A 21375-nucleotide genomic window follows, 5' to 3' on the forward strand; every position below is an offset into this window, starting at 1 on the left:
AAGAAGAAATCATACACCAGCGGATAAGATGGAAAATCAAATTCCTGATGATATTAAACATGATAGATTCAATAGACTTGTGGCAACTGTTAATGAAGGCATTGTTGCTGGAAACAAGGCAGCAGAAGGAAAGATATATGAAGTTTTAGTTGAAGGAACTAGTAAGAACAATGAAAACAAATTAACTGGTAGAACAAGAAATGCTAAGCTTGTAAACTTTGATGGTTGTAAAGAAATGATAGGAAAGCTTGTTAATGTGAAAATAATTGAAGCTAAGTCATTTTCTTTAGTAGGAGAAGTTGTAGAGTAGGAAAGTAGAGTTGTTATATAAACTGTATTAGGATTAATAGATAATTATCTTAATGCAGTTTATTATTATTTTTGGTAATATAATAATCTAAAAGATTCTATAAGTACTCATAAAACAATAAAGATTATTTAATTGCTTAGTAGATTTTTTTTAGCATGTGGTCAAAAGATAGATATGTGTAAAAAAAATTACAGTTCCACAATAATCATTTTGTCGATTTTTTATAAAGGTGCCATTTTCATAGCTACAGAACATGTGTTCTATAATCGTGAAAATGGCATTTTTATAATAGATTTACATTAAATAAACACAATAAACCTCAAATATTGATAATTATCAATATATAATTAACAGGATCATCTTATCTATTAATATAATTTATTTAATTAAATCTATAAATGTACAATTCAGTATATTTTCTAATTGTTTTGGATTCATTTCAATTTGAGATCCAATTTTACCACCACTAAATACTATTGTTCCACAATTCAAAGCGGTATTATGAATAAAAGTTTTAAATGCTTTCTTCATTCCGATAGGAGAGCATCCTCCTCTTATATATCCTGTAATTTTATTAATATCTTTAACATGTATCATTTCAATACTTTTTTCAGATGCGGCTTTTGCAGCTTTTTTCATATCTAATTCTTGTGCAACTGGAATAACATATACATAAAATTCTTTAGAATGTCCTTGAGTGACCAAAGTTTTAAAAACTTCATTTTCATCCTTATTTATTTTATGAGCAACAGCTACACCATCTATTTTTCCATCTTTATTTTGATAGTTATAAGTGGTATATTCTATTTTACTGCTGTCTAAAATTCTCATAGCATTAGTTTTACTTTCTTTTGCCATAATTTTTTCCTCCTGTTATATAAATAAAATATTACTGAATAAAAATCATTAGACCATATCTATAAATTTTTATTTAATTCATCTACCTATTAATTTTATATAAAAAATTCTAAGTAAATACATATATATATTATATATTATATTGTATTTTTGTCCAATTTTTCATTCTACTTCTATTTTTAAAATAGAATTTGAAAAACAACAAAAAGTGTAATTCTTAGAATAAAGAAAAATTCAAATTCAATTTTTGATACAAATTCAATATTATAATATGTGTAAAACTTTATATTTTAAGGAAAATCAAAAAGAATTCTAGTGATTAGTTTACTAAATAACAATCATTAAAAATTTAATTATTTTTACAATTTAAGGAATAAAATTATTCATGGATAATAATTCTTATCTAAATGAAAATACAAGACTGATAAATATCCATAAAATTAAAAGTATATAATTTAGCTTATTGGTTAATAATTTAAGTTAGATGGATAATTAAATTTATATTTTAATAAGCATTAAATCTAAAACCAAGATTAAAATTTCAAATAAATCAATTTTAATGCTAAAAATCGCTTAATTTTATTTCGGGAAATATACATTTCCCGAAATAATTGATTAAAAATTCATTTATTGGTATAATATATTTAAATCTTATGAAAATAGATTTAAATTATAATAAATGATGGTGATAAAATATATGAATTATGATATTGATTTTTTTCAAAACAACGACTTACCTAATTCGGTAATAGATTTTTTAAATTACTTAGAAACCATAAAAAATAAATCTACAAATACAATTGCTGCATACAAAAAAGATTTAACTATCTTTTTTAAATTCATGAAATTATATCGAGGACTTATTAAAGATAAAAATATAGAATTCGAAGAAATAGATATTAGAGATATTGATGATGATTTTTTAAAAGGTATAAAGCTTAGAGATCTATATGCCTTTATGTCTTTCATTGAAAAATATAGAAATAATAGCGCTTATGCAAGAGCTAGAAAAGTTGCTACTTTAAAATCTTTTTTTAAGTTTTTACAAGGAAAAGCTAAAATAATTGTGGACAACCCTACAACAGAGCTAGAATCCCCTAAGATAAATAAACGACACCCTGTATATCTTACATTAGATCAAAGCATACATTTACTTGGATCTTTAGATAAAAATGATAAAAATTACGCTCGAGATTATTGTATATTAACTTTATTTTTAAATTGTGGAATGCGTCTTTCAGAATTGTGTGGAATATTAATTGAAAAAATTAGAAATGATATTTTAACTATTATAGGTAAAGGTAATAAAGAACGTACAGTTTATTTAAATGATGCTTGCTTAAAAGCAATTGAAAATTATATGGTGGTTAGGGATGATTCTAAAGCTTTGCCAGAATACAAAAAGTTTTTATTCTTATCTTCTCACAATAAACCAATAAATCAAAGAACAGTTGAGATAATGATTAAAAAACATGTAAAAAATGCAGGGTTAACAGATGAAAAATATACTCCTCATAAATTGAGACATACTGCTGCTACACTTATGTATAAGTATGGAGATGTGGATATAAGAAGTCTTCAAAATATATTAGGCCATGAAAATATTTCCACTACTCAAATTTACACTCATGTAGATGATGATACATTAAGAGATGCCGTAAAATCAAATCCACTATCAAAATTATAAAGAATTCTCTCCTACTTTATAAAAAATCTCTATTATTATAGTCTAAAAATATAATAATAGAGATTTTAAAAATATAAGTAAATTATTTTACATAATATTTATACTGTAATTTATATTTATTATCTTATAGGATTTCCTAAGGTTTCTTTAAATTGAGCAACATAGGTTGGATCATTACCTTCATATACAACCAAAGTATTCCCTTTTTTATAATAATTAGGTTTAGTTTTGTAATCTACAGTGGCCCCTTCTATTTTCATTCCATCATCAGATATCCTTTTTATATCTTCATCAATTTTATTAGAATCATCATATTCATAAACTCTAACATAATCATTTCCGACCATGTAGTCAGTTTCTGTTCCACTAAAATAATCTTTTTTACTTCCATTTACTGCATCTTTAAGTTCATTACCAGCATTTACTACATCATCTTTAAAGTTTATTGCTGTATATTTTATGGTTTCCCCAGCATCTTTTGTTGCATCTTTAACGTTATTACCTAAATCCTTAACATCTTCTTTAACATTTTCTCCTGCTTCTTTCATGTTTGTTTTAGAATCATCAGAATTATTAGATCCACATCCTATAAACATTGAACATGATAGCAATGTAGCCAATAGTAAGGCTAAAATTGATTTTCTTTTCATAAATCTTACACCTCATTTCTAATTAATCTTCTAATTTAGTTTGCCAAAAAACACTTAATATATTCACATTCGTTAAAACCGCTATTTTTTTAAACATAATAAACATTATGTAAACTAATATAAATAAAAAGATGAAATAACTCATAATACAAAGCTATTTCATCCGGTACGATTTTAAATGAATAAATTTCCAAACAATTTATTAAAGTGATACTCTTGCAGCACTTTTAATGCTATTACATGTTTTTATTATTCATAGACTTATATAAACAATATTGCTAATAATAAAATTAATTTTTTCATAAAAATTATCTTTCTTTTTCACAACTATTTCAATAATAGTTGTGTTAAAAAAGGATATATTTTTTTATGCTTTATTTTTGAATTTTCTTACGCCAGGATATACTTCTTCTGTAAGTTCTTCTATATTATCATCATTAAATAATTCATTATCATCTAAATATTCAATATGATCGAATGCATCTTCATATTCTGTTTCTTCAGTAAGTTTAAATTCATCACTATTTAATCCTTTAGATTCAATGAATTTAGAATAAATATCTTTTAAGTTTAAATTATTTTGTTCTAATTCTTCTATTTGATCTTCATCAAGAGATGATTTTAAGTTATTAAAAAATTCTTCTTCTAAAATCTTATTTTCATCTTTAGTTTTTGAAATTTCTTCTATTTTTATAGCTTTAATATCAACACCATCTATTTCTAAGCATTTACCACAATTATCACATATTTTATTTTCATATATATCGCAATAATCATCATCATTATATTTATTTGTCATTATTAAGTACCCTCATTTCTATAATGAAATTGTCATTCTATTATATCAAAACCATAAATTTAAATCAAATAAAATATTAACTTTAATCTTTGAAACATACAGAACATAAGTTTGTTATATTATAAAACCTATGTTATAATAACAATAAGATAGAGAGGTGTAATATTAATGATCGAGAGTAAGGACAGACAAACGGAAATTTATGAATTTTTAAAATTATATATAGAAAACAAGGGATATCCACCTTCAGTAAGAGAAATATGCGAAGCTGTTTCATTAAGATCTACATCTACTGTACATGGTCATTTAAAAAGATTAGAAAAAAAAGGATTAATTAGAAGAGATCCAACGAAACCAAGAGCATTAGAAATAGTTAAAAATAATAGAGATAAAAAAGAAATGGTAAACATACCCATAGTTGGTAAAATTACTGCAGGTATTCCGATACTTGCAACTGAAAATATAGAAGACTCGTTTCCGATACCTCTTGATTATATAAAACATGATAATGAATTATTTATGTTAAGAGTATCTGGTGAAAGTATGGTTAATGCTGGCATAAGAGATAATGATTTAGCAATTATTGAAAGCTGTAAGACTGCATTAAATGGAGATATTGTTGTTGCTTTAATAGATGAAGAAGCAACAATTAAACGATTTTTTAAAGAAAAAGATCATATAAGATTACAGCCTGAAAATGATTCTATGGACCCGATAATAGTTGATAATTGTTCTGTTTTAGGTAAATTAGTTGGAATATTTAGATCTTACTAACTTAATCAATTAAATTTAAAACAATATAATTTAGTCTTTATTAAATTAGTGAATTAAATTAATTACTATGCTTTAATTAGTGCTGAAAAGTTATGAGCTGAAATACTAAGTTATAATTTAGTATTTCAGCTTTTTTAATGTTTAGTACTAATTAAATTTTTAGTTATTTTACTTCAAGTACTTTACTTAATCCTATTAAGATTCCTATTTTACCATGATCAAAGTTTAGCCCACCTTGCATATAAGCTATATAAGGTTCTCTTATTGGACCATCTGCAGACAATTCAATTGTTGATCCAGATATAAATGCGCCAGCTGCCATTATTATTTCACTATCATATCCTGGCATTGCCCATGGTTCACACACAGCAAATGCATCAATTGGTGAAGCTGCTTGAATTCCGTTACAAAATTGAATTAATTTTTTAGGATCACCAAATTCTATAGCTTGTATTATGTCAGTTCTCTTATCAGTAGATGCTGGGAATCCCTTAAAGCCAGCAAGTTCCATTGTTTTAGCACAAAATATTGCTGTTTTTACAGCTTCCATAGAAATGTGTGGTGCTGAAAATAATCCTTGATATAAACTTCTCATAAGTCCATAAGTTGCGCCATACTCGCCCCCTATTCCTGGAACAGTGAATCTATAAGAGGCTTGTTCAACATATTCTTTTTTACCAACTATATATCCACCACCTGGAGCAATACCTCCACCTATGTTTTTCATAAGAGATCCTGCCATAAGATCTGCTCCAACTTCTGTTGGTTCAATAGCTTCAATAAATTCTCCGTAGCAATTATCTACAAAAATCACAACATCTTCTCTTACTTCTTTTATGCATTTTATTACTTCTTCAATTTCTGAAACTAAGAAAGATTTTCTAGAAGCATATCCTGTACTTCTTTGTATATGTATTAGTTTTATAGCTTTATCATTTTTTAATGTCTCTTTAATTTTATCGAATTTAAATTTTCCATTCTCATCTAATTCAATAACATCTGTTTTTATATTGTATTCATCTAATGAACCTTTAGTTTTTTTGTCAGCAAGTCCTAATACTCCTAAAAGAGTATCATAAGGCATTCCAGAAACACAAAGTATTTTATCACCAGGTCTTACATTTCCCATCATAGCAGCACCAATAGCATGAGTTCCGCTTACGAAATTAGGTCTAACTAAACCTGCTTCAGCTTTAAATATTCTAGCATAAACTCTATCTAAAGTATCTCTTCCAAAATCATCAAGACCATATCCTGTTGTATTAGTAAAATGTGATTCACTTATTCTTTCTTCTTGAAAGGCTTTTAATACTTTAAGTTGATTAAATTCTCTTATTTCATCGTACTGTACAAATATATCTTCAGTCTCTTTTAAAGCTTTTTTATATAATTTAAATGCTTCTTCACTAATATTGTAATTATTAATTAAAAATTCTTCTGTTTTCTTTAACATTTTTGTATATTCTCCTCCTAGGTATTACAAGTATATTTCCTCAAAAATAAATAGGCAAATAATTGCCTATTTATTTTAGTTTTCATTATCTACAAATAAAATTGGTTTTTCTGGAGTTACAGTGGTTATTGCATGTTTATATATAAGCATTTGTTTACCCTCACTATCTAAAATAACAGTAAAACTGTCAAACCCTTTTACAGTTCCATTTAGTTTAAAACCAGTTGAAAGATATATTGTTACAGGTATTTTGTTTTTTCTTGCACTGTTTAAAAATATGTCTTGTAGATTATTCTGTTGCTTATTCATAAAACCATATTTACCTCCATTTTATTAATTCTCTTTATACCATTATAAACCTAGTTATTTGTTATGTCATCAACAATTTTGCTTAATATTTCCTCATCAGACAATACATCTTTATCTAAAAAAGTACATCTAGGATCTCTTCTAAACCAAGTTAATTGTCTCTTAGCATAATTTCTTGAACCCTGCTTTATCAAATTAATAGCTTCATCTAATGAAATTTTTTTATCTAAGTAATAAAATATTTCTTTATATCCTATTCCTTGCATAGATTGCATATCAGAAGTATATCCAAGTTTTTTTAATTCTATGCATTCATAAATAAGTCCATTTTCAATCATGATTTCTACTCGCTTATTAATCCTATTATATAACTTTTCTCTATCCATAGTTAATACATAATAAAATACATCATAATCTGTTTTATAAAAATCATCACCTACATTATATGAACTAAATGGCTTTCCAGTAATTTTATAAACTTCAAGAGCTCTTATTACTCTTTTTCTATTGTTAGGATGTATCTCTCTATAACTTATTTCATCTATTTCTTTAAGCATTTCATGGACATAGTTATTACCATTAGCTTCTGCAAGTGATTCTAGATAAGCTCTATACTCATCATCTTTTTCAGATTCTGTAAAAGTAACATTACAAGTTAAAGAATTTATATAAAGTCCTGTTCCTCCAACTATCATAGGAAGCTTTTCCTTAGCTATAATTTCTTTTATTGCTTTTTCACCTATATTTTTAAAATCTGCAACTGAAAATTCCTCTTCTGGAGAAACAATATCTATCATATAATGATTTATATCTTTCATCTCTTCTTTTGTAACTTTAGCTGAACCTATATCCATGTTCTTATATATTTGCATTGAATCTGCTGATAGTATCTCTCCATTTAACTTTTCTGCAAGTTTTATTGAAAGTTCTGTTTTCCCAACAGCTGTAGGACCTCCAAGAACTAAAATCTTTTGTTTCATTATTTAAACAATCCTCCTAAATTTTTTATCTATATCTGTACTAGTAAATTGAATAATAGTTGGTCTTCCGTGAGGACAATGGAAAGGATCATCTATATACCGTAACTCTTCTATTAATTTAACCATCTCTAACTCATCTAAAGAATCATTTCCTTTTACTGCTGATTTGCATGCTTTAGTTGCTATAGCATTATATTTAACTTCAGTAGTTTTACCTGATCCTAAATTTTTAAGATTATCTAATATTTCTAAAAACAAATTCTTAGGTTTTAGCTTACCTAGAAAATAAGGTACTTCTTTTAATGCTATAGATGTGCCACCAAATTCTTCAATAGTAAAACCAGCTTCTTTAAATATATCTTTGTTTTCTTCAAAATACGAGTAATCATCCATGCTTAAATCAATTACTGTTGGTATCATAAGGGGCTGTATTATTATATCTCCACAATTTATATCATTTAAATACTTTTCAAACATTATTTTTTCATGAGCTGCGTGTTGATCTATCATATAAAGAGTTCCTGCATATTCCCCTAATATATACGTTTTATTATATTGACCAATAATTTTTATAGCAGGAAACTTTGGAATTTTTTCTTTTAATAATTCTGATGTTCCTACTGTTTTTGATTTACTTTCCTTATATTTCTCACCTTTACAGCTATCTTCATACTTATTAGAGTTAGATGTATAAGAGGTTTCATAATTTACTTCATTATTGTCACAAATCACTTCTTTATTAGAACAACTATTAGCATCATCTTCTAATTTAATGTGATCACTTTTTAAATCAACTGGAATATTAACATTTAAAGGAATCTTATTATGAATATCAGTGTCTTTTTTGTATTTTTCATCATAAATATGATTATTTATGCTATTATCCTCGTATATAGAACATATGTTCTTTTGTGACAAATGATTAGTATTAAGCTTAACTTTTTCTTGTTCTTCTTCAATTTTAAATGTTATTTCCTCAATATTTAAATTAGGATTCTTACGAGTAGCTTCGTTTTCTTCTTCTGGTATTGAAAATGTACTAAAAACTTCTTCCTTTAAAGATGTATGAACAGCACCAAATATCTTTTTAAAAATAAAACGTTCATCATTGAATTTTACTTCTGATTTAGTTGGATGAATATTCACATCTATATATTCAGGGTATATATCTATAAATAATATAAAGAAGGGAAACTTACTTACAGTAGAAAATGATTTAAATGCTTGCTCTACTGCAATTCCTAAACTTCTATTCTTTATATATCTGCTATTTACAAAAATACTTTGATTATTCCTAGAACCTCTAGCGATATCCTCTTTTCCTACGTAACCATAAATAGTAGCAATATCAGATGTATCTTCAAAATATAATACATTTTCAACTATACTTTTACCATATATAGTTCTTATAACATCTTTCATGTTGCCATTACCATATGTATGAACAATCTTTTTCCCATTATTAAATAGTTTAAAACTAATGTTAGGGTTAGATAAAGCTATTCTAGTTATAATATCATTAATTAAAGATGATTCTTTAGATGTTGTTTTAAGAAACTTTTTTCTTGCTGGAACATTGAAAAATAAATCCCTTACTTCCATTATAGTTCCTTTATTAACTCCACATTCTGTAACTTCTGAAAATTTTCCACCTTCTATTGTAATTTCATATCCACATTCTTCAGTTTCTTGTTTTGTTTTTAAATTAACTCTAGCTACTGATGCAATAGATGGAAGAGCTTCCCCCCTAAAACCTAATGTGTTAATACTATATATATCTTCAGACTCTTTTATCTTGCTTGTGGCATGTGGCAAAAAAGCTTTCTCTATATCCTCTTTATAAATGCCATCTCCATCATCAATAATTCTTATTAAAGAACTTCCACCCTCTTCTATTTCTATTAATATATTCTTAGAATTTGCATCTATAGCATTTTCGACTAATTCCTTTACTACTGATGCAGGTCTTTCTACTACTTCACCTGCTGCAATTTTATTAGCTGTATCTTCATTTAATATATTAATTCTTTTCACATTTTGCACCCCCTTGTAAGTCTCTACTTTATAAGTAAATCTAATATAACATATTGCATGTATATTTAGATATTTAATTCCCATTTATAAGTTTCTTCAAATGTATTATATCCAATTTAATTGCTAATAACAAATCTAAATTATATTTACAAATACAAATTAAAAACTCTTAGGTTATATTTCTGAAAATAACACCTAAGAGTTTTTAATTATTTAATAAATCATTATAATTTTTATTTACGTCTTCTTGCAAAATCTACAAATTTAAACTTATCTGGTCTATGTCTAGACTCAGTATATTGAAACAGACTTGTATCATCTAAGTAAGTATAACTTTTAACAACAACAATCATATTAAAGTTTTTCATATTTAAATACTTTTTGTCTTCTTCTGTTGCAAATTGAACAGTTATTTCTTTTTTTGCATAAGCTATTTTTAATCCAAGTTCATCTTCAATATACTTATAAATAGATTCTTCACATATTTCTTCAGTGATATTTTCAACATATTTTTTTACTAAATAATCTTTATCTAAGATTATTCTTTCATCTGCGATGCTTCTAGATCTTATTATTTTCCAAACCTTATCCTTAGAGCTTAATTCTAGTTTTCTACTAATACTTTCATTTGGATGAACACATTCTAAAACTTCAACTTTAGTTTTAGAATTTGGTCCTAGTTTATCTGCAATTTCTTTAAAACTAACTACACCTGATACAGGAAAATCAAATTTATTTATATCTAACACAAAAGACCGTCTACCTTTTATCTTTTGTATATATCCATTTTCCTCAAGCAAAGTTAATGCTTTTCTTGCAGTATCTCTAGAAACTTTATATTCTTTCATAAGATCACTTTCTGAAGAAATTTCATCATTTGCTTTAAATATCCCATTTTCTATTTTATTTGCAATTTCACTATATATATTAAAATATTTACTCGCCATAATTTATCACCATAAACATTTTAACATAATATATACTTAATTCTCAACAATATAAACAACAGATTCATATGGTCTAAGTAAAATTTTATCATTTAAATCCATACTATCTTTATAATTTGAAATTAATATTCTACAATTTTTAAATAAAAGATTATGTGGTAATAATACCTCAGTCTTTTCAGCATAAAAGTTATTTAAAACTATTAATTTCTCATTGTTATATTCTCTAGTATATGCTAAAACTTTTTCATGTTCTTCAAGTATCATATTAAATGATCCATTTGAAACAACATCATATTCCTTTCTAATCTTTATAAGATTTTTATAATGATAGAATATAGAATCACTATCTTTTAATGCATTTTCTGCATTTATTTCTTTATAAGATTTACCTACTGGTATCCAAGGTACGCTAGTTGAAAATCCACTATTATTTTTATCATTCCATTGCATAGGGGTTCTTGAATTGTCTCTTGATTTTGATGCTAATATCTTATATATTTCTTCTTCATTAACACCATTTGCTTTTAAAATATCATAATAATTCTTAGATTCAATATCTCTATATTCATCTATTGAATTAAAATTAGGATTTGTCATTCCAAATTCTTCACCTTGATAAATATATGGTGTTCCTCTCATCATATGAATACAAGTTCCAAGCATTTTTCCACTTTCTTTATGATATTTATCAGTATTTCCAAATCTAGAAATTATTCTTGGCTGATCATGGTTACACCAAAATACTGCATTCCAACCATTCCCTTGTTCCATACCTTCTTGCCATTCTTTGAAGATAGATTTTAGTAATTTAAAATCAAAGTTCATAAGTGTCCATTTATCACCATTATCATAATCGACTTTTAAATGATGAAAGTTAAATACCATAGATAACTCTTTTTCATCCGGATTTGAATATTTAATACAATTATCTATAGTTGTAGAGGACATTTCTCCAACTGTTATTATATCGTTATATTTACCGAAAGTATTTTTATTTAATTCCTTTAAATATTTATGTATATTAGGACCATCTGTATAAAATCTTCTTCCATCGCCCATAGTATCATCTTCAAATTTTTCTGGTTTTGAAATTAAATTTATAACATCAAATCTAAATCCTTTAACACCTTTGTTTATCCAATGGTTTACTATTTTGTATATTTCGTTTTTAACTTCTGAATTGGTCCAATCTAAGTCTCCTTGTGTCTTATCAAATAAATGCAAATAGTATTCATCAAATTTATCTATATATTCCCAAGCACTCCCTCCAAATTTTGATTGCCAATTAGTTGGTGGTTTACCTTCTTTACCTTCTTTACCTTCTTTACCTTCTTTAAATATATAGAAGTCTTTAAACTTTTCCTCTCCATTTAGAGCACTCTTAAACCACTTATGCTCTGTTGAAGTATGGTTAAATACCATATCAAGCATTATATTAATATTTCTTTTTTTAGCTTCTTTAACAAGTTTATCAAAATCTTCATTGGTTCCAAACAAAGGGTCTATATTATAATAATCAGCTACGTCATAACCATTATCCTTTTGTGGTGATACATAAAAAGGAGTAAGCCAAATATAATCAATCCCTAATTCCTTTAAATAATCTAGTTTGTTTATTACTCCATTTAAATCGCCTATTCCATCTCCATTTGAATCATTAAATGATTTAGGATATATTTGATAAACAGTACTTTTTTTAAAGTCTTTCATACTGCTAATTCCTCCAATTTAAAATTATTATTTATTAGCTTAGTTTTTTCTTTCCAATTATTAAAGTTAACATAAATGGTACTACTATAGCTATTACCATTGCTACTGCAAACATAAGCATATGTTGTGGTTTAATTGATAGAATACCAGGTAATCCACCAATTCCTACAGAGTTTGCCATTACTCCAGTTGATACAGATATTACAGCGGCTATAGCTGATCCTATCATTCCACATACAAATGGGAATCTATATTTTATATTTATACCAAATAATGCAGGTTCAGTTACACCTAAGTAAGCTGATATACATGCTGGAATGGCTATTTGTTTTTCTTCTTCATTTTTTCTTTGAAGATAAATCATGGCTAAAACTGCTGATCCTTGAGCTATATTTGATAAAGCTATCATTGGCCATAAAGATGTTCCTTTGAATTGAGCCATTAATTGTAAGTCTATTGCATTAGTCATGTGATGTAATCCAGTTATAACAAGCGGTGCATAAAGGAATCCAAAGATTGCAGCAAATATACTACCAAATGCTGATGTTAATCCACCATAAACTACTGCTGAAACCCAAGATCCAATTGTCCAACCTATAGGTCCAAGAACAGTATGTGCTATTAATACCGTTGGTACTAAAGCAAAGAATGGTACAAATATCATTGAAATTGAAGAAGGAACTATTTTTCTAACTCCTTTTTCAAGATATGCTAGTACAAATCCAGCTAAAATAGCAGGTATAACTTGTGCTTGATAACCAATCATATCTATTTTTGCAAAACCAAAATCCCAAAATGGAATTATGTCAGCTTCTGCAACAGCATAAGCATTTAAAAGTTGAGGTGATACTAATGTAATACCTAGTACTATACCAAGTATTTGAGTTGTTCCCATTTTCTTGGTTACGGCCCATGTAATTCCAACAGGTAAGAAGTGGAATATCGCTTCACCTATTAACCATAGAAAGCTATGCGTTCCTGCCCAAAACTGTGATATTTCAATAAGAGTTTTTGTACTGTTTTCAAACATCTTAATATCACCTATGATATTTCTAAAACCTAATATAAGTCCTCCTACTATAATTGCAGGTATTAAGGGTGAAAATATTTCTGCTATATTAGCCATCATTCTTTGAACAATATTCATATTTGATTTAGCTGAACTTTTTAAGTTGTCCTTGCTTACTCCATCAATTCCAGCTAATGCAGTAAAATCATTATAAAATTCCGCTACATCGTTTCCAATAATAACTTGAAACTGCCCTGCTTGAGTAAATGTACCCTTAACAGATTTTATTTTTTTAATTTTTTCTTCATCTGCAATAGATGTATCATTTAAAACAAATCTCATTCTTGTTGCACAATGTGATACAGCACTTATATTTTCTTTTCCACCAATGAATTCTAATAACTCTTTAACTTCCTTATTATACTTAGACATTATTTTTCCCTCCCTCTCAATACATATACGTATATGTTGTGATTAAATAATAACCTATACGTATATGTATTGTCAATGTTTACATTAAACTTTTTTATTTAGTAAAAAATACCTTAAAACAAACTATTAGATTAGAATGTTTTAAGGTATCTTAAATTTAATTTACATCATCATTAAAAATCTTAGCTTCTCTAATTACATAATTACATTGGGGATTTGGACAAGCTCTCTCTATTATTATATATGCTCCATCTATTTTACGTTTTCTAAGTAGATTTTTACTGCATTTTGGACATTCTAAAGGAATACTACAACCACAATTCATAAATTTATCTCCTATTTATCATTTTTATTAAAGTTTTTTTGCATCTGTAACTAATTTATATAAAGTATTCATAGCTTCCATAGGATTAAGGTTTAATATATCTACTTCACTAAGTTCTTTTATAAAACTTTCTTTTTCTATAAATTCAAAGTTAATTTGCATATTGTCATTAGAAACATCTTTATGCTTCTTGGTGTGTTTATTATTGTTTGATTCTTTTAACTCTTTTATTTCAGATTTTAAAGATTTTATAGTTTCTTCATACTCTGCATTTTGAGTTTCAACTCTTAAGATTCTCTCTTCAGTATAGTTACAACTAGTTTCATTTATATCTATATTTTGATCTAGATTATTTTGTGCATTAGAAATAATTTTATCCTCTTCATTTTTAGTAGAATCAATAGCAATTTCTTTTTCTTCATCTGAATCCATTGAACATGCTGATACTTTATTTATATCAAAGGCATTTTTGCCTTCTAAATCCTCAAGAATTTCTCTAGCACGATTAATAACATTCTCAGGAAGTCCTGCAAGCTTTGCAACTTCTATACCGTAAGATTCATCTGCACCGCCCTCTACTATTTTTCTTAAAAAGACTACGTTATCTTTTAATTTTTTAACTGCTACAGAGTAATTTTTAACTCCAGGTAAAATCCCTTCAAGTTTAACAAGTTCATGATAGTGAGTTGCAAATAAAGTTTTGCATCTTAAATCCTTATTCTTAGTTATATATTCAATAACAGACCAAGCAATTGAAAGTCCATCATAAGTTGAAGTTCCTCTTCCCACTTCATCAAGTAAAACTAAACTATTACTTGTAGCATTTTTTAAAATATTAGAAACTTCCCACATTTCAACCATAAATGTAGACTTTCCACCTGCTAAATCATCAGATGCTCCTATTCTTGTAAAGATCTTATCACAGATAGATATGTTTGCACTAGTTGCAGGTACAAATGAACCTATTTGAGCCATCAATGTTATAAGGGCTACCTGTCTCATATACGTAGATTTACCAGCCATGTTAGGTCCTGTAATAAGAAGTAATTCCTTATCAGTTTGATTTAATGCAGTATTATTTGATACAAAGTCTCCCTTTCCAATTACTTTTTCAACTACAGGGTGTCTTCCATCAGTTATTTTGATTAATCCATCTGTATTTATTTCAGGTTTAATATAATCATTTTCTAAAGCAACTAAAGCTAAAGTTGAAATACCATCTAAATCTGATATTATCCTAGCGCTCTTTTTTAATCTGCTTATTTCTTTTTCAATTTTATCTCTTATTTCAACAAATATAGAATATTCTAAGTTAATAAGTTTTTCTTCAGAACCTAAAATTTTATCTTCCATAACTTTAAGTTCTTCAGTTATAAATCTTTCAGCATTAGCTAATGTTTGCTTTCTTATATATCTACCTTCTGGGATAGAATTATAATTTGATTTACTTATTTCTATATAGTATCCAAATACCTTATTATAACCAACCTTTAAAGACTTAATACCTGTAAATTCACGTTCTCTATTTTCAAGAGCAGCAATCCACTCTTTTCCATGAAGTTTACTTTGACGTAATTCATCTACTAAAGTATTATATCCATCTTTTATTATGTTTCCTTCTTTTAAACTTAAACCAGGATCTTCTTTAATAGAGTCATTTAATAAATCTCTTACATCAATCAATTCATCTAAATTTTCATAGTATCCTTTTAACAATTCAGAACTAGTATCTTTTAAAAGTTCCTTAATACATGGAAGTTTATCTAAAGATGATTTAAGAGATAATAAATCTTTAGCATTGACATTTTTATTGGATATTTTACCAACAATTCGTTCTATATCATAAATTTCTTTTAAAGCGCTTCTTAAGTCTTCATTGAAACCTATTGAATTAAATACTTCTTCAACTCCACTTAATCTTTTTTCTATTTCATCTTTAACTATAAGAGGTTCATCTATCCATTTTCTTAAAGTTCTTCCCCCCATAGATGTTGCACTTTTATCAAGAACCCAAAGAAGAGATCCTTTTTTAGTTTTTTCTCTTATACTTTCTGTAAGCTCTAAGTTTCTTCTTGAATTTCCATCTATGGTCATATAATTTATAATTTCATATTGTTCTAATAAATTGATATTCGTTAAACTCATCTTTTGAGTTTCATTTATATATTTAAGAAGTACTTTACTTGGAATCTCTCTTTCTATTGTTAATCCACTTACTTCTAAGTCTGAAAACTGCTCTATAAGTTCTTCTTTTGAAACTAAAAACTCATTAAAATCTTTTTTCGTTATAAGAACAGGAAGTACATTGTTTATTTCTTCTAACAATTCTTCGCTTATATTATTGTCAACTAGTATTTCTTTTGGAGAAACCTTTGAAATCTCATCTAATAAGCTCATCTTAATATTATTAAAAGATGTAGTTTTAAATTCACCAGTACTTATATCAGACATTGCTATTCCAAATTTATCTTCATATCCATATATCACCATTAAATATGTATTATCATTTTCTAAATTAGAATTACTATCTATAAATGTTCCTGGAGTTATTACTTTTACAACTCCTCTTTTTACTATTCCTTTGCTTTGCTTGGGATCTTCAAGTTGTTCACATATAGCAACCTTATATCCTTTAGTAACAAGTCTTGGGATGTATGCAGCAGCTGCATGATGTGGAATACCACACATTGGTGCTCTTTCTTCAAGTCCACAATTTTTGCCTGTTAAAACAAGTTCAAGCTCTCTAGATACAGTTAGTGCATCATCAAAGAACATCTCATAAAAGTCACCTAATCTATAAAATAGAATACAATCATTATATTCTTCTTTTGTTTTCATGTACTCTACCATCATTGGCGTTAAAGCCATAATAATTTCCTCCTTTTAATTAGGTATAATAACATTTAATATTCTTACCTAATTTTAAACTTAAAATCAAGTCTTATTTTATCATAGGGGGAACCAGTAATCAAAATTAACTTAAAAATTACTTTATTCAAATAATATTAATTTTACTATATAACTAAAAAACAAAATATTATCACCATTGTTAATAATAGTCCGTTATTTAAAACATTAAAAACCATAAGCAAGGCTAAAATAATAATTACTACCCATATAACTGAATAATATAATTTATAAAAATTTTAAACAAAATATAAAAAAGCCTTCCAAAATAAAATGGAAGACTTTCTTTTAAATAATATACTTTATAACACTATTTTCAAACAATTCATTTATTTTAATTGTAAAAAATGATTTAACCTCTTCTAGCTGTTCTTTAGTATAAACATATTTTCCATATCCAAATTGACCGTACTTATATTTACGTTCTTCATCATTCATTGGTAAAGTATTATCTGGAAATACTTCATTTATAACATTTTTTGCTCTTGTAGTATATCTATGGGTTATAACTTCAAATGATAATGGATATTTTAAATCCTTAGGCATCTTATCATGTAATCTTATCAGAAGCTCATTGTAGTCTTCTTTCCAATTTTCATATAAAAATACTGGAGCTATTATAAATCCAATTGGATACTGTGCTTTTGCAACTTTTTCACAGGCTTCAAGTCTTAAATCATAAGAAGATGTTCTATTTTCAAAATCATTTATTACTTTATTCGTATTTAGAGTAAATCTAATTTCTGTCTTTCCTTTATGATTTATATTCAAAAGCGTATCTACATCATTATATTTAGTTACAAATCTAAATTTACCTTTTTCTTCATTTGCAAAAAATTCAATAGCTTTTTGTAAAGAATGAGTATATGGTTCTACTGGTATAGGATCTGATGTAGCAGCACCTTCAAATATTGTTATCTCAGGACTTCTCTCAATAATATGCTTTTTTGCTTGATTTAATATATCATCTATATTTACATTAACTTTAATAAATGGTTTAGTACTTAAGTTAGTATTAAGATAGCAATACTCACAATGTCCTGTACATCCAGAAAGAAGAGGCAATTGATAATGTGCTGAAGGCTTACATGACTGGAACTTAAAACCCTTTTTAATTCCAACTACTAACGTATTTTTACCTTCTCTATAATAACTATAAGTATCATCTCCTGGAATATGCTGTTTTACCCTATTTCCACTTATATTTATAATATCAACATTTTTATTATCTTTAAATGTATTATATATACTTTGACCAATCTCATAATCTAAACTTCCCTTTTCAAATAATATTCTTTTAGGAATAAACATATATAATTTTCTCCTCTCAAAAAGTTGATTTTATAGATTTTATTTTGTAAAATTACCATTAAATCAATAGTTAACATTTTTCAATAATTGTTTTCAAACATATTTTTTAATATTTGAAAATCTTAAGTATAGAAATCTAACATAATCTAATTTTTATTTTTAGTTAAATTTAGATATTTATACATATTGAAAATTATTTTATATGTATAAACACTAACTATGATCTTTTAATGCATATAATTAACTACATACTATTAATGTGCATATGATTACTAAATAAAAATAACTGCTTATTTAATAAAACAAGCAGTTATTTTGGTTAATTATCCATATAAATTACAGGTGGTTTTAAGACCTATTATATATTTTAACTTTATAATTTTATTTTATTCATTAGATTGATAATTTGTGATTTATTTCATTATATATCCTGTATATATTGTAACTCAGATAATTTAATACAAATTTTATTAATATCATCGTAACTTTTAGATATACTGTTAATATTGTTATTTAAGTCATCAATACTTGATGATACTTCTTCCATTGAAGAAGCAATATTTTCAATATTTTTACTTACATAATTAACTTCTTTTAATGTATCATTAAATTCTTTTTCTAGAATACTACAATTGCAATTTATGTTTTTTGAATTGTGCAATACATTTGAAGTATTGTTGTTTATATTATTAAATAAGTCCTTTACAGCTTCAGTATGCTTATTGCATACTTCAATTGATTTTTGCTCATTTAATATTTCATCTGAAACAATTATAGTTTTACCTGATATATTATTTAGTATTAATGATATTTTTTCCGTTGCATCTCTTGAATTTTCTGCAAGTTTTCTAACCTCTTCTGCAACTACTGCAAAACCTTTTCCATGTTCTCCAGCTCTTGCTGCTTCAATTGATGCATTAAGTGCTAAAAGATTTGTTTGATTTGATATTTCACCTATTGAATCAATTATTTGTACAATTTTTTTGTTTTCATTGCTAAGCTCTTTAATTAGATCAACCACATTTATAATGTTAGAATTCACTTTATTCATCTCTATAGAAAATTCATTAAAACTATTAATACCGTTAGTTACAACATTTTCAGTTTTTAAAGATAAATTCTCCATTTTTTTAATTGAAGTTGTAACTTCGTTAAGATTTTTTGCACCATTTTTCATCAATTCAATAACTTTATTTATAATTAGGACTTCTTCAGTAGTTTTTGCTGCTACAGCATTTGATGACTGGGTAATTTGATTGAAAATTTCTCCGGTGTTATCAATTCCAGATTTAATCATAATATTTGCATCAGTTAAATGATTAACAGTCTGATTAATTTCAGATAATAATTCATTAGACTTAGAATTTGATTCTATTATTGCTTTAGCATTCTCTTCAGATTTTTTATATGCCTTTTTAGTTAATATAGATAAGAACACCAATATACCAGTCATAACAACAATATAAGCTATAAAAAGTCCAAGTTGTTCATAATTAGCATTATTAAATACTTCAACTCTATATTTGAAGAAAAAGTATATAACTACTCCAATATTTATAATAGAATTGTATATAACAACTTTCTCTTCTTGATAAATACTTGTTAAGATAATTCCATAGTAGATAAGTACAAAAGCAGCTAAACCTGGCTTTAAATTCATTATTAAAATATTTAATATAGGAAATATTGTTACTGAATAATACATAGCACCAATCATATGATCTTTCTTAATTAAACATCCTAAAATAAAAATACAAATTCCACCAATTACTATTATTGGCATTATAACATGGATTCCAGATTTAAAAAATAAATCAAAACTTATTCTTCCAATCAAAGAAACCAAAAGCCCAAGTAACATAACTATATTTTTGAGCTTTAACATTTCACTGTGATTCATTTAATTTCCTCCTTAGTTAAATTCAACTTATAAAAATTATAATATTTTTATATATCATAGTCAATTATTGTTATTAAATGAAACATTTTGTAAAAAAAGGTATTTTTATGTTTAAAAATATAACTAAGATATAAAAACACGTTTATTTTCTTCAATTAGAATCTTTCTTTTAATCGCCAAGGTAAAAATCACCTAAGATAACTAAATCTTAAGTGATTTTTTTATTTAATCGTAATTTAAATGATTATATTATTTCCTCTACACAACAGACATCTTCAATATTATGAAGTTGAAGAGTGTAGTCAGAATGATTCCATTTTTGAGAGAGTTTTAATGTCATTGTTAAAGCAATTATACGATCATCCTTATTCGTAGTAGCTTTTTTCACTTCAATATTAGATATTTTAGTTCCGTCAGCTTGTACAGTTTTCATAAAATTAGCAACGCCTCTTATATCTCGAAGTTCTGTATAAACATCCATAACTCTAGAATGAGTTCTTGAATATAAATCTAGTCTATGAAGTCCTGTAACTACAGCAAGCATAAACACACATGCTATAATTGCACCCTCGTAAAAACCTATTCCAATAGCTAATCCCATGCATGCACATGCCCAAAGACCAGCTGCTGTTGTAAGACCTGTAACTTGATTTTTCCCAACTACTATGATTGTTCCTGCGCCTAAAAATCCTATTCCACTAATAACTTGTGCACCCAGTCTAGTTATATCTCCAGTACTATGAAGAACATCTCTCATATATTGACTTGTTATCATAATTAATGTGGCACCAATGCATACTAAAATATGTGTCCTAAATCCTGCAGGTCTATTTTTTCTTCCTCTTTCCGCACCAATAATTCCTGCACAAATAGTTGCTAAAGCAAGCCTTACAATTATTGATACTGTATTAATTTCTCTTAAGTATAAAATAAAATCATTCATACGCTATTAATCAACCTAATTTTACATTAGCTGA

Annotated in this window: 18 protein-coding genes; 3 read left to right on the top strand and 15 right to left on the bottom strand. The window is 26.5% G+C overall.

All coding sequences use genetic code 11. From position 1 onward, the window contains the following. On the top strand, positions 1-310 hold a 310-nt coding region (locus tag RGC78_RS11980; protein ID WP_309556694.1), incomplete at its 5' end, for a TRAM domain-containing protein. A 378-nt stretch (positions 311-688) separates the two neighbouring features. On the opposite strand, the gene ybaK is transcribed toward RGC78_RS11980, so the two are convergent. Further along, positions 689-1168 carry a Cys-tRNA(Pro) deacylase gene (ybaK, locus tag RGC78_RS11985; RefSeq protein WP_252212266.1) on the bottom strand — a complete coding sequence of 160 codons (480 nt, stop codon included), beginning with the start codon at positions 1166-1168 and terminating at the stop codon, positions 689-691. Between the two features lie 697 nt (positions 1169-1865). On the opposite strand from ybaK, the gene RGC78_RS11990 reads away from it, so the two are divergent. Then, positions 1866-2855: a tyrosine recombinase XerC gene (locus RGC78_RS11990; protein WP_252212265.1), complete on the top strand. Its 990-nt coding sequence runs from the start codon at positions 1866-1868 to the stop codon at positions 2853-2855. Between the two features lie 119 nt (positions 2856-2974). On the opposite strand, the gene RGC78_RS11995 is transcribed toward RGC78_RS11990, so the two are convergent. Further along, complete coding sequence (locus RGC78_RS11995; protein WP_252224362.1) at positions 2975-3505, bottom strand: YtxH domain-containing protein; 531 nt, start codon at positions 3503-3505, stop codon at positions 2975-2977. A 367-nt stretch (positions 3506-3872) separates the two neighbouring features. Next, positions 3873-4304 (bottom strand): hypothetical protein, encoded by a 432-nt coding sequence (locus RGC78_RS12000; RefSeq protein ID WP_252212263.1) that lies wholly within the window; start codon positions 4302-4304, stop codon positions 3873-3875. 168 nt (positions 4305-4472) lie between these two features. Here RGC78_RS12000 and lexA point away from each other — a divergent pair, with 168 nt between their 5' ends. Then, on the top strand, positions 4473-5078 hold the full coding sequence (gene lexA, locus RGC78_RS12005) for a transcriptional repressor LexA (RefSeq protein ID WP_252212262.1): 606 nt from the start codon (positions 4473-4475) through the stop codon (positions 5076-5078). Between the two features lie 163 nt (positions 5079-5241). Here lexA and RGC78_RS12010 read toward each other — a convergent pair whose 3' ends face one another. From RGC78_RS12010 to RGC78_RS12065, 12 genes are all read right to left on the bottom strand, one after another. After that, the gene (locus RGC78_RS12010; protein ID WP_252212261.1) at positions 5242-6531 is read right to left on the bottom strand and encodes a methionine gamma-lyase family protein; all 1290 of its coding nucleotides are present in this window, start codon (positions 6529-6531) and stop codon (positions 5242-5244) included. Positions 6532-6606: 75 nt separating this feature from the next. Further along, positions 6607-6840, bottom strand: a complete 234-nt coding sequence (gene hfq, locus RGC78_RS12015; RefSeq protein ID WP_252212260.1) for an RNA chaperone Hfq — start codon at positions 6838-6840, stop codon at positions 6607-6609. 50 nt (positions 6841-6890) lie between these two features. Further along, positions 6891-7820 carry a tRNA (adenosine(37)-N6)-dimethylallyltransferase MiaA gene (gene miaA / locus RGC78_RS12020; RefSeq protein WP_309556695.1) on the bottom strand — a complete coding sequence of 310 codons (930 nt, stop codon included), beginning with the start codon at positions 7818-7820 and terminating at the stop codon, positions 6891-6893. 3 nt (positions 7821-7823) lie between these two features. Then, a complete protein-coding gene (gene mutL, locus RGC78_RS12025; protein ID WP_309556696.1) occupies positions 7824-9854 on the bottom strand; it encodes a DNA mismatch repair endonuclease MutL in 2031 nt (676 codons plus the stop codon). Positions 9855-10087: 233 nt separating this feature from the next. After that, complete coding sequence (treR, locus tag RGC78_RS12030; RefSeq protein ID WP_252212257.1) at positions 10088-10801, bottom strand: trehalose operon repressor; 714 nt, start codon at positions 10799-10801, stop codon at positions 10088-10090. Between the two features lie 36 nt (positions 10802-10837). Next, a complete protein-coding gene (gene treC, locus RGC78_RS12035) occupies positions 10838-12514 on the bottom strand; it encodes an alpha,alpha-phosphotrehalase (protein WP_309556697.1) in 1677 nt (558 codons plus the stop codon). 34 nt (positions 12515-12548) lie between these two features. Then, entirely contained in the window at positions 12549-13955 is a 1407-nt protein-coding gene (gene treP / locus RGC78_RS12040) for a PTS system trehalose-specific EIIBC component (protein ID WP_309556698.1), read from the bottom strand. 157 nt (positions 13956-14112) lie between these two features. Continuing rightward, positions 14113-14280 carry a hypothetical protein gene (locus tag RGC78_RS12045; RefSeq protein WP_252212254.1) on the bottom strand — a complete coding sequence of 56 codons (168 nt, stop codon included), beginning with the start codon at positions 14278-14280 and terminating at the stop codon, positions 14113-14115. 27 nt (positions 14281-14307) lie between these two features. Then, complete coding sequence (gene mutS / locus RGC78_RS12050) at positions 14308-17148, bottom strand: DNA mismatch repair protein MutS (protein WP_252212253.1); 2841 nt, start codon at positions 17146-17148, stop codon at positions 14308-14310. Between the two features lie 327 nt (positions 17149-17475). Continuing rightward, positions 17476-18498, bottom strand: a complete 1023-nt coding sequence (gene splB, locus RGC78_RS12055; RefSeq protein ID WP_309556699.1) for a spore photoproduct lyase — start codon at positions 18496-18498, stop codon at positions 17476-17478. Between the two features lie 421 nt (positions 18499-18919). Then, entirely contained in the window at positions 18920-20398 is a 1479-nt protein-coding gene (locus tag RGC78_RS12060; protein ID WP_252223832.1) for a methyl-accepting chemotaxis protein, read from the bottom strand. Positions 20399-20642: 244 nt separating this feature from the next. Next, positions 20643-21341, bottom strand: coding sequence for an MgtC/SapB family protein (locus tag RGC78_RS12065; RefSeq protein WP_252212250.1), 699 nt, complete (start codon positions 21339-21341; stop codon positions 20643-20645). Positions 21342-21375 lie beyond the last annotated feature (34 nt).

This window comes from Clostridium aquiflavi (genome assembly GCF_031344075.1).
Taxonomy (GTDB): Bacteria; Bacillota; Clostridia; order Clostridiales; family Clostridiaceae; genus Clostridium; species Clostridium aquiflavi.

Excerpts from the sequence above, each read along its gene's own strand:
- ybaK (WP_252212266.1), bottom strand. The coding sequence starts at position 1,168 with ATGGCAAAAGAAAGTAAAACTAATGCTATGAGAATTTTAGACAGCAGT.
- RGC78_RS11990 (WP_252212265.1), top strand. The coding sequence starts at position 1,866 with ATGAATTATGATATTGATTTTTTTCAAAACAACGACTTACCTAATTCG.
- RGC78_RS11995 (WP_252224362.1), bottom strand. The coding sequence starts at position 3,505 with ATGAAAAGAAAATCAATTTTAGCCTTACTATTGGCTACATTGCTATCA.
- RGC78_RS12000 (WP_252212263.1), bottom strand. The coding sequence starts at position 4,304 with ATGACAAATAAATATAATGATGATGATTATTGCGATATATATGAAAAT.
- lexA (WP_252212262.1), top strand. The coding sequence starts at position 4,473 with ATGATCGAGAGTAAGGACAGACAAACGGAAATTTATGAATTTTTAAAA.
- RGC78_RS12010 (WP_252212261.1), bottom strand. The coding sequence starts at position 6,531 with ATGTTAAAGAAAACAGAAGAATTTTTAATTAATAATTACAATATTAGT.
- hfq (WP_252212260.1), bottom strand. The coding sequence starts at position 6,840 with ATGAATAAGCAACAGAATAATCTACAAGACATATTTTTAAACAGTGCA.
- miaA (WP_309556695.1), bottom strand. The coding sequence starts at position 7,820 with ATGAAACAAAAGATTTTAGTTCTTGGAGGTCCTACAGCTGTTGGGAAA.
- treR (WP_252212257.1), bottom strand. The coding sequence starts at position 10,801 with ATGGCGAGTAAATATTTTAATATATATAGTGAAATTGCAAATAAAATA.
- treC (WP_309556697.1), bottom strand. The coding sequence starts at position 12,514 with ATGAAAGACTTTAAAAAAAGTACTGTTTATCAAATATATCCTAAATCA.
- treP (WP_309556698.1), bottom strand. The coding sequence starts at position 13,955 with ATGTCTAAGTATAATAAGGAAGTTAAAGAGTTATTAGAATTCATTGGT.
- RGC78_RS12045 (WP_252212254.1), bottom strand. The coding sequence starts at position 14,280 with ATGAATTGTGGTTGTAGTATTCCTTTAGAATGTCCAAAATGCAGTAAA.
- mutS (WP_252212253.1), bottom strand. The coding sequence starts at position 17,148 with ATGGCTTTAACGCCAATGATGGTAGAGTACATGAAAACAAAAGAAGAA.
- splB (WP_309556699.1), bottom strand. The coding sequence starts at position 18,498 with ATGTTTATTCCTAAAAGAATATTATTTGAAAAGGGAAGTTTAGATTAT.
- RGC78_RS12060 (WP_252223832.1), bottom strand. The coding sequence starts at position 20,398 with ATGAATCACAGTGAAATGTTAAAGCTCAAAAATATAGTTATGTTACTT.
- RGC78_RS12065 (WP_252212250.1), bottom strand. The coding sequence starts at position 21,341 with ATGAATGATTTTATTTTATACTTAAGAGAAATTAATACAGTATCAATA.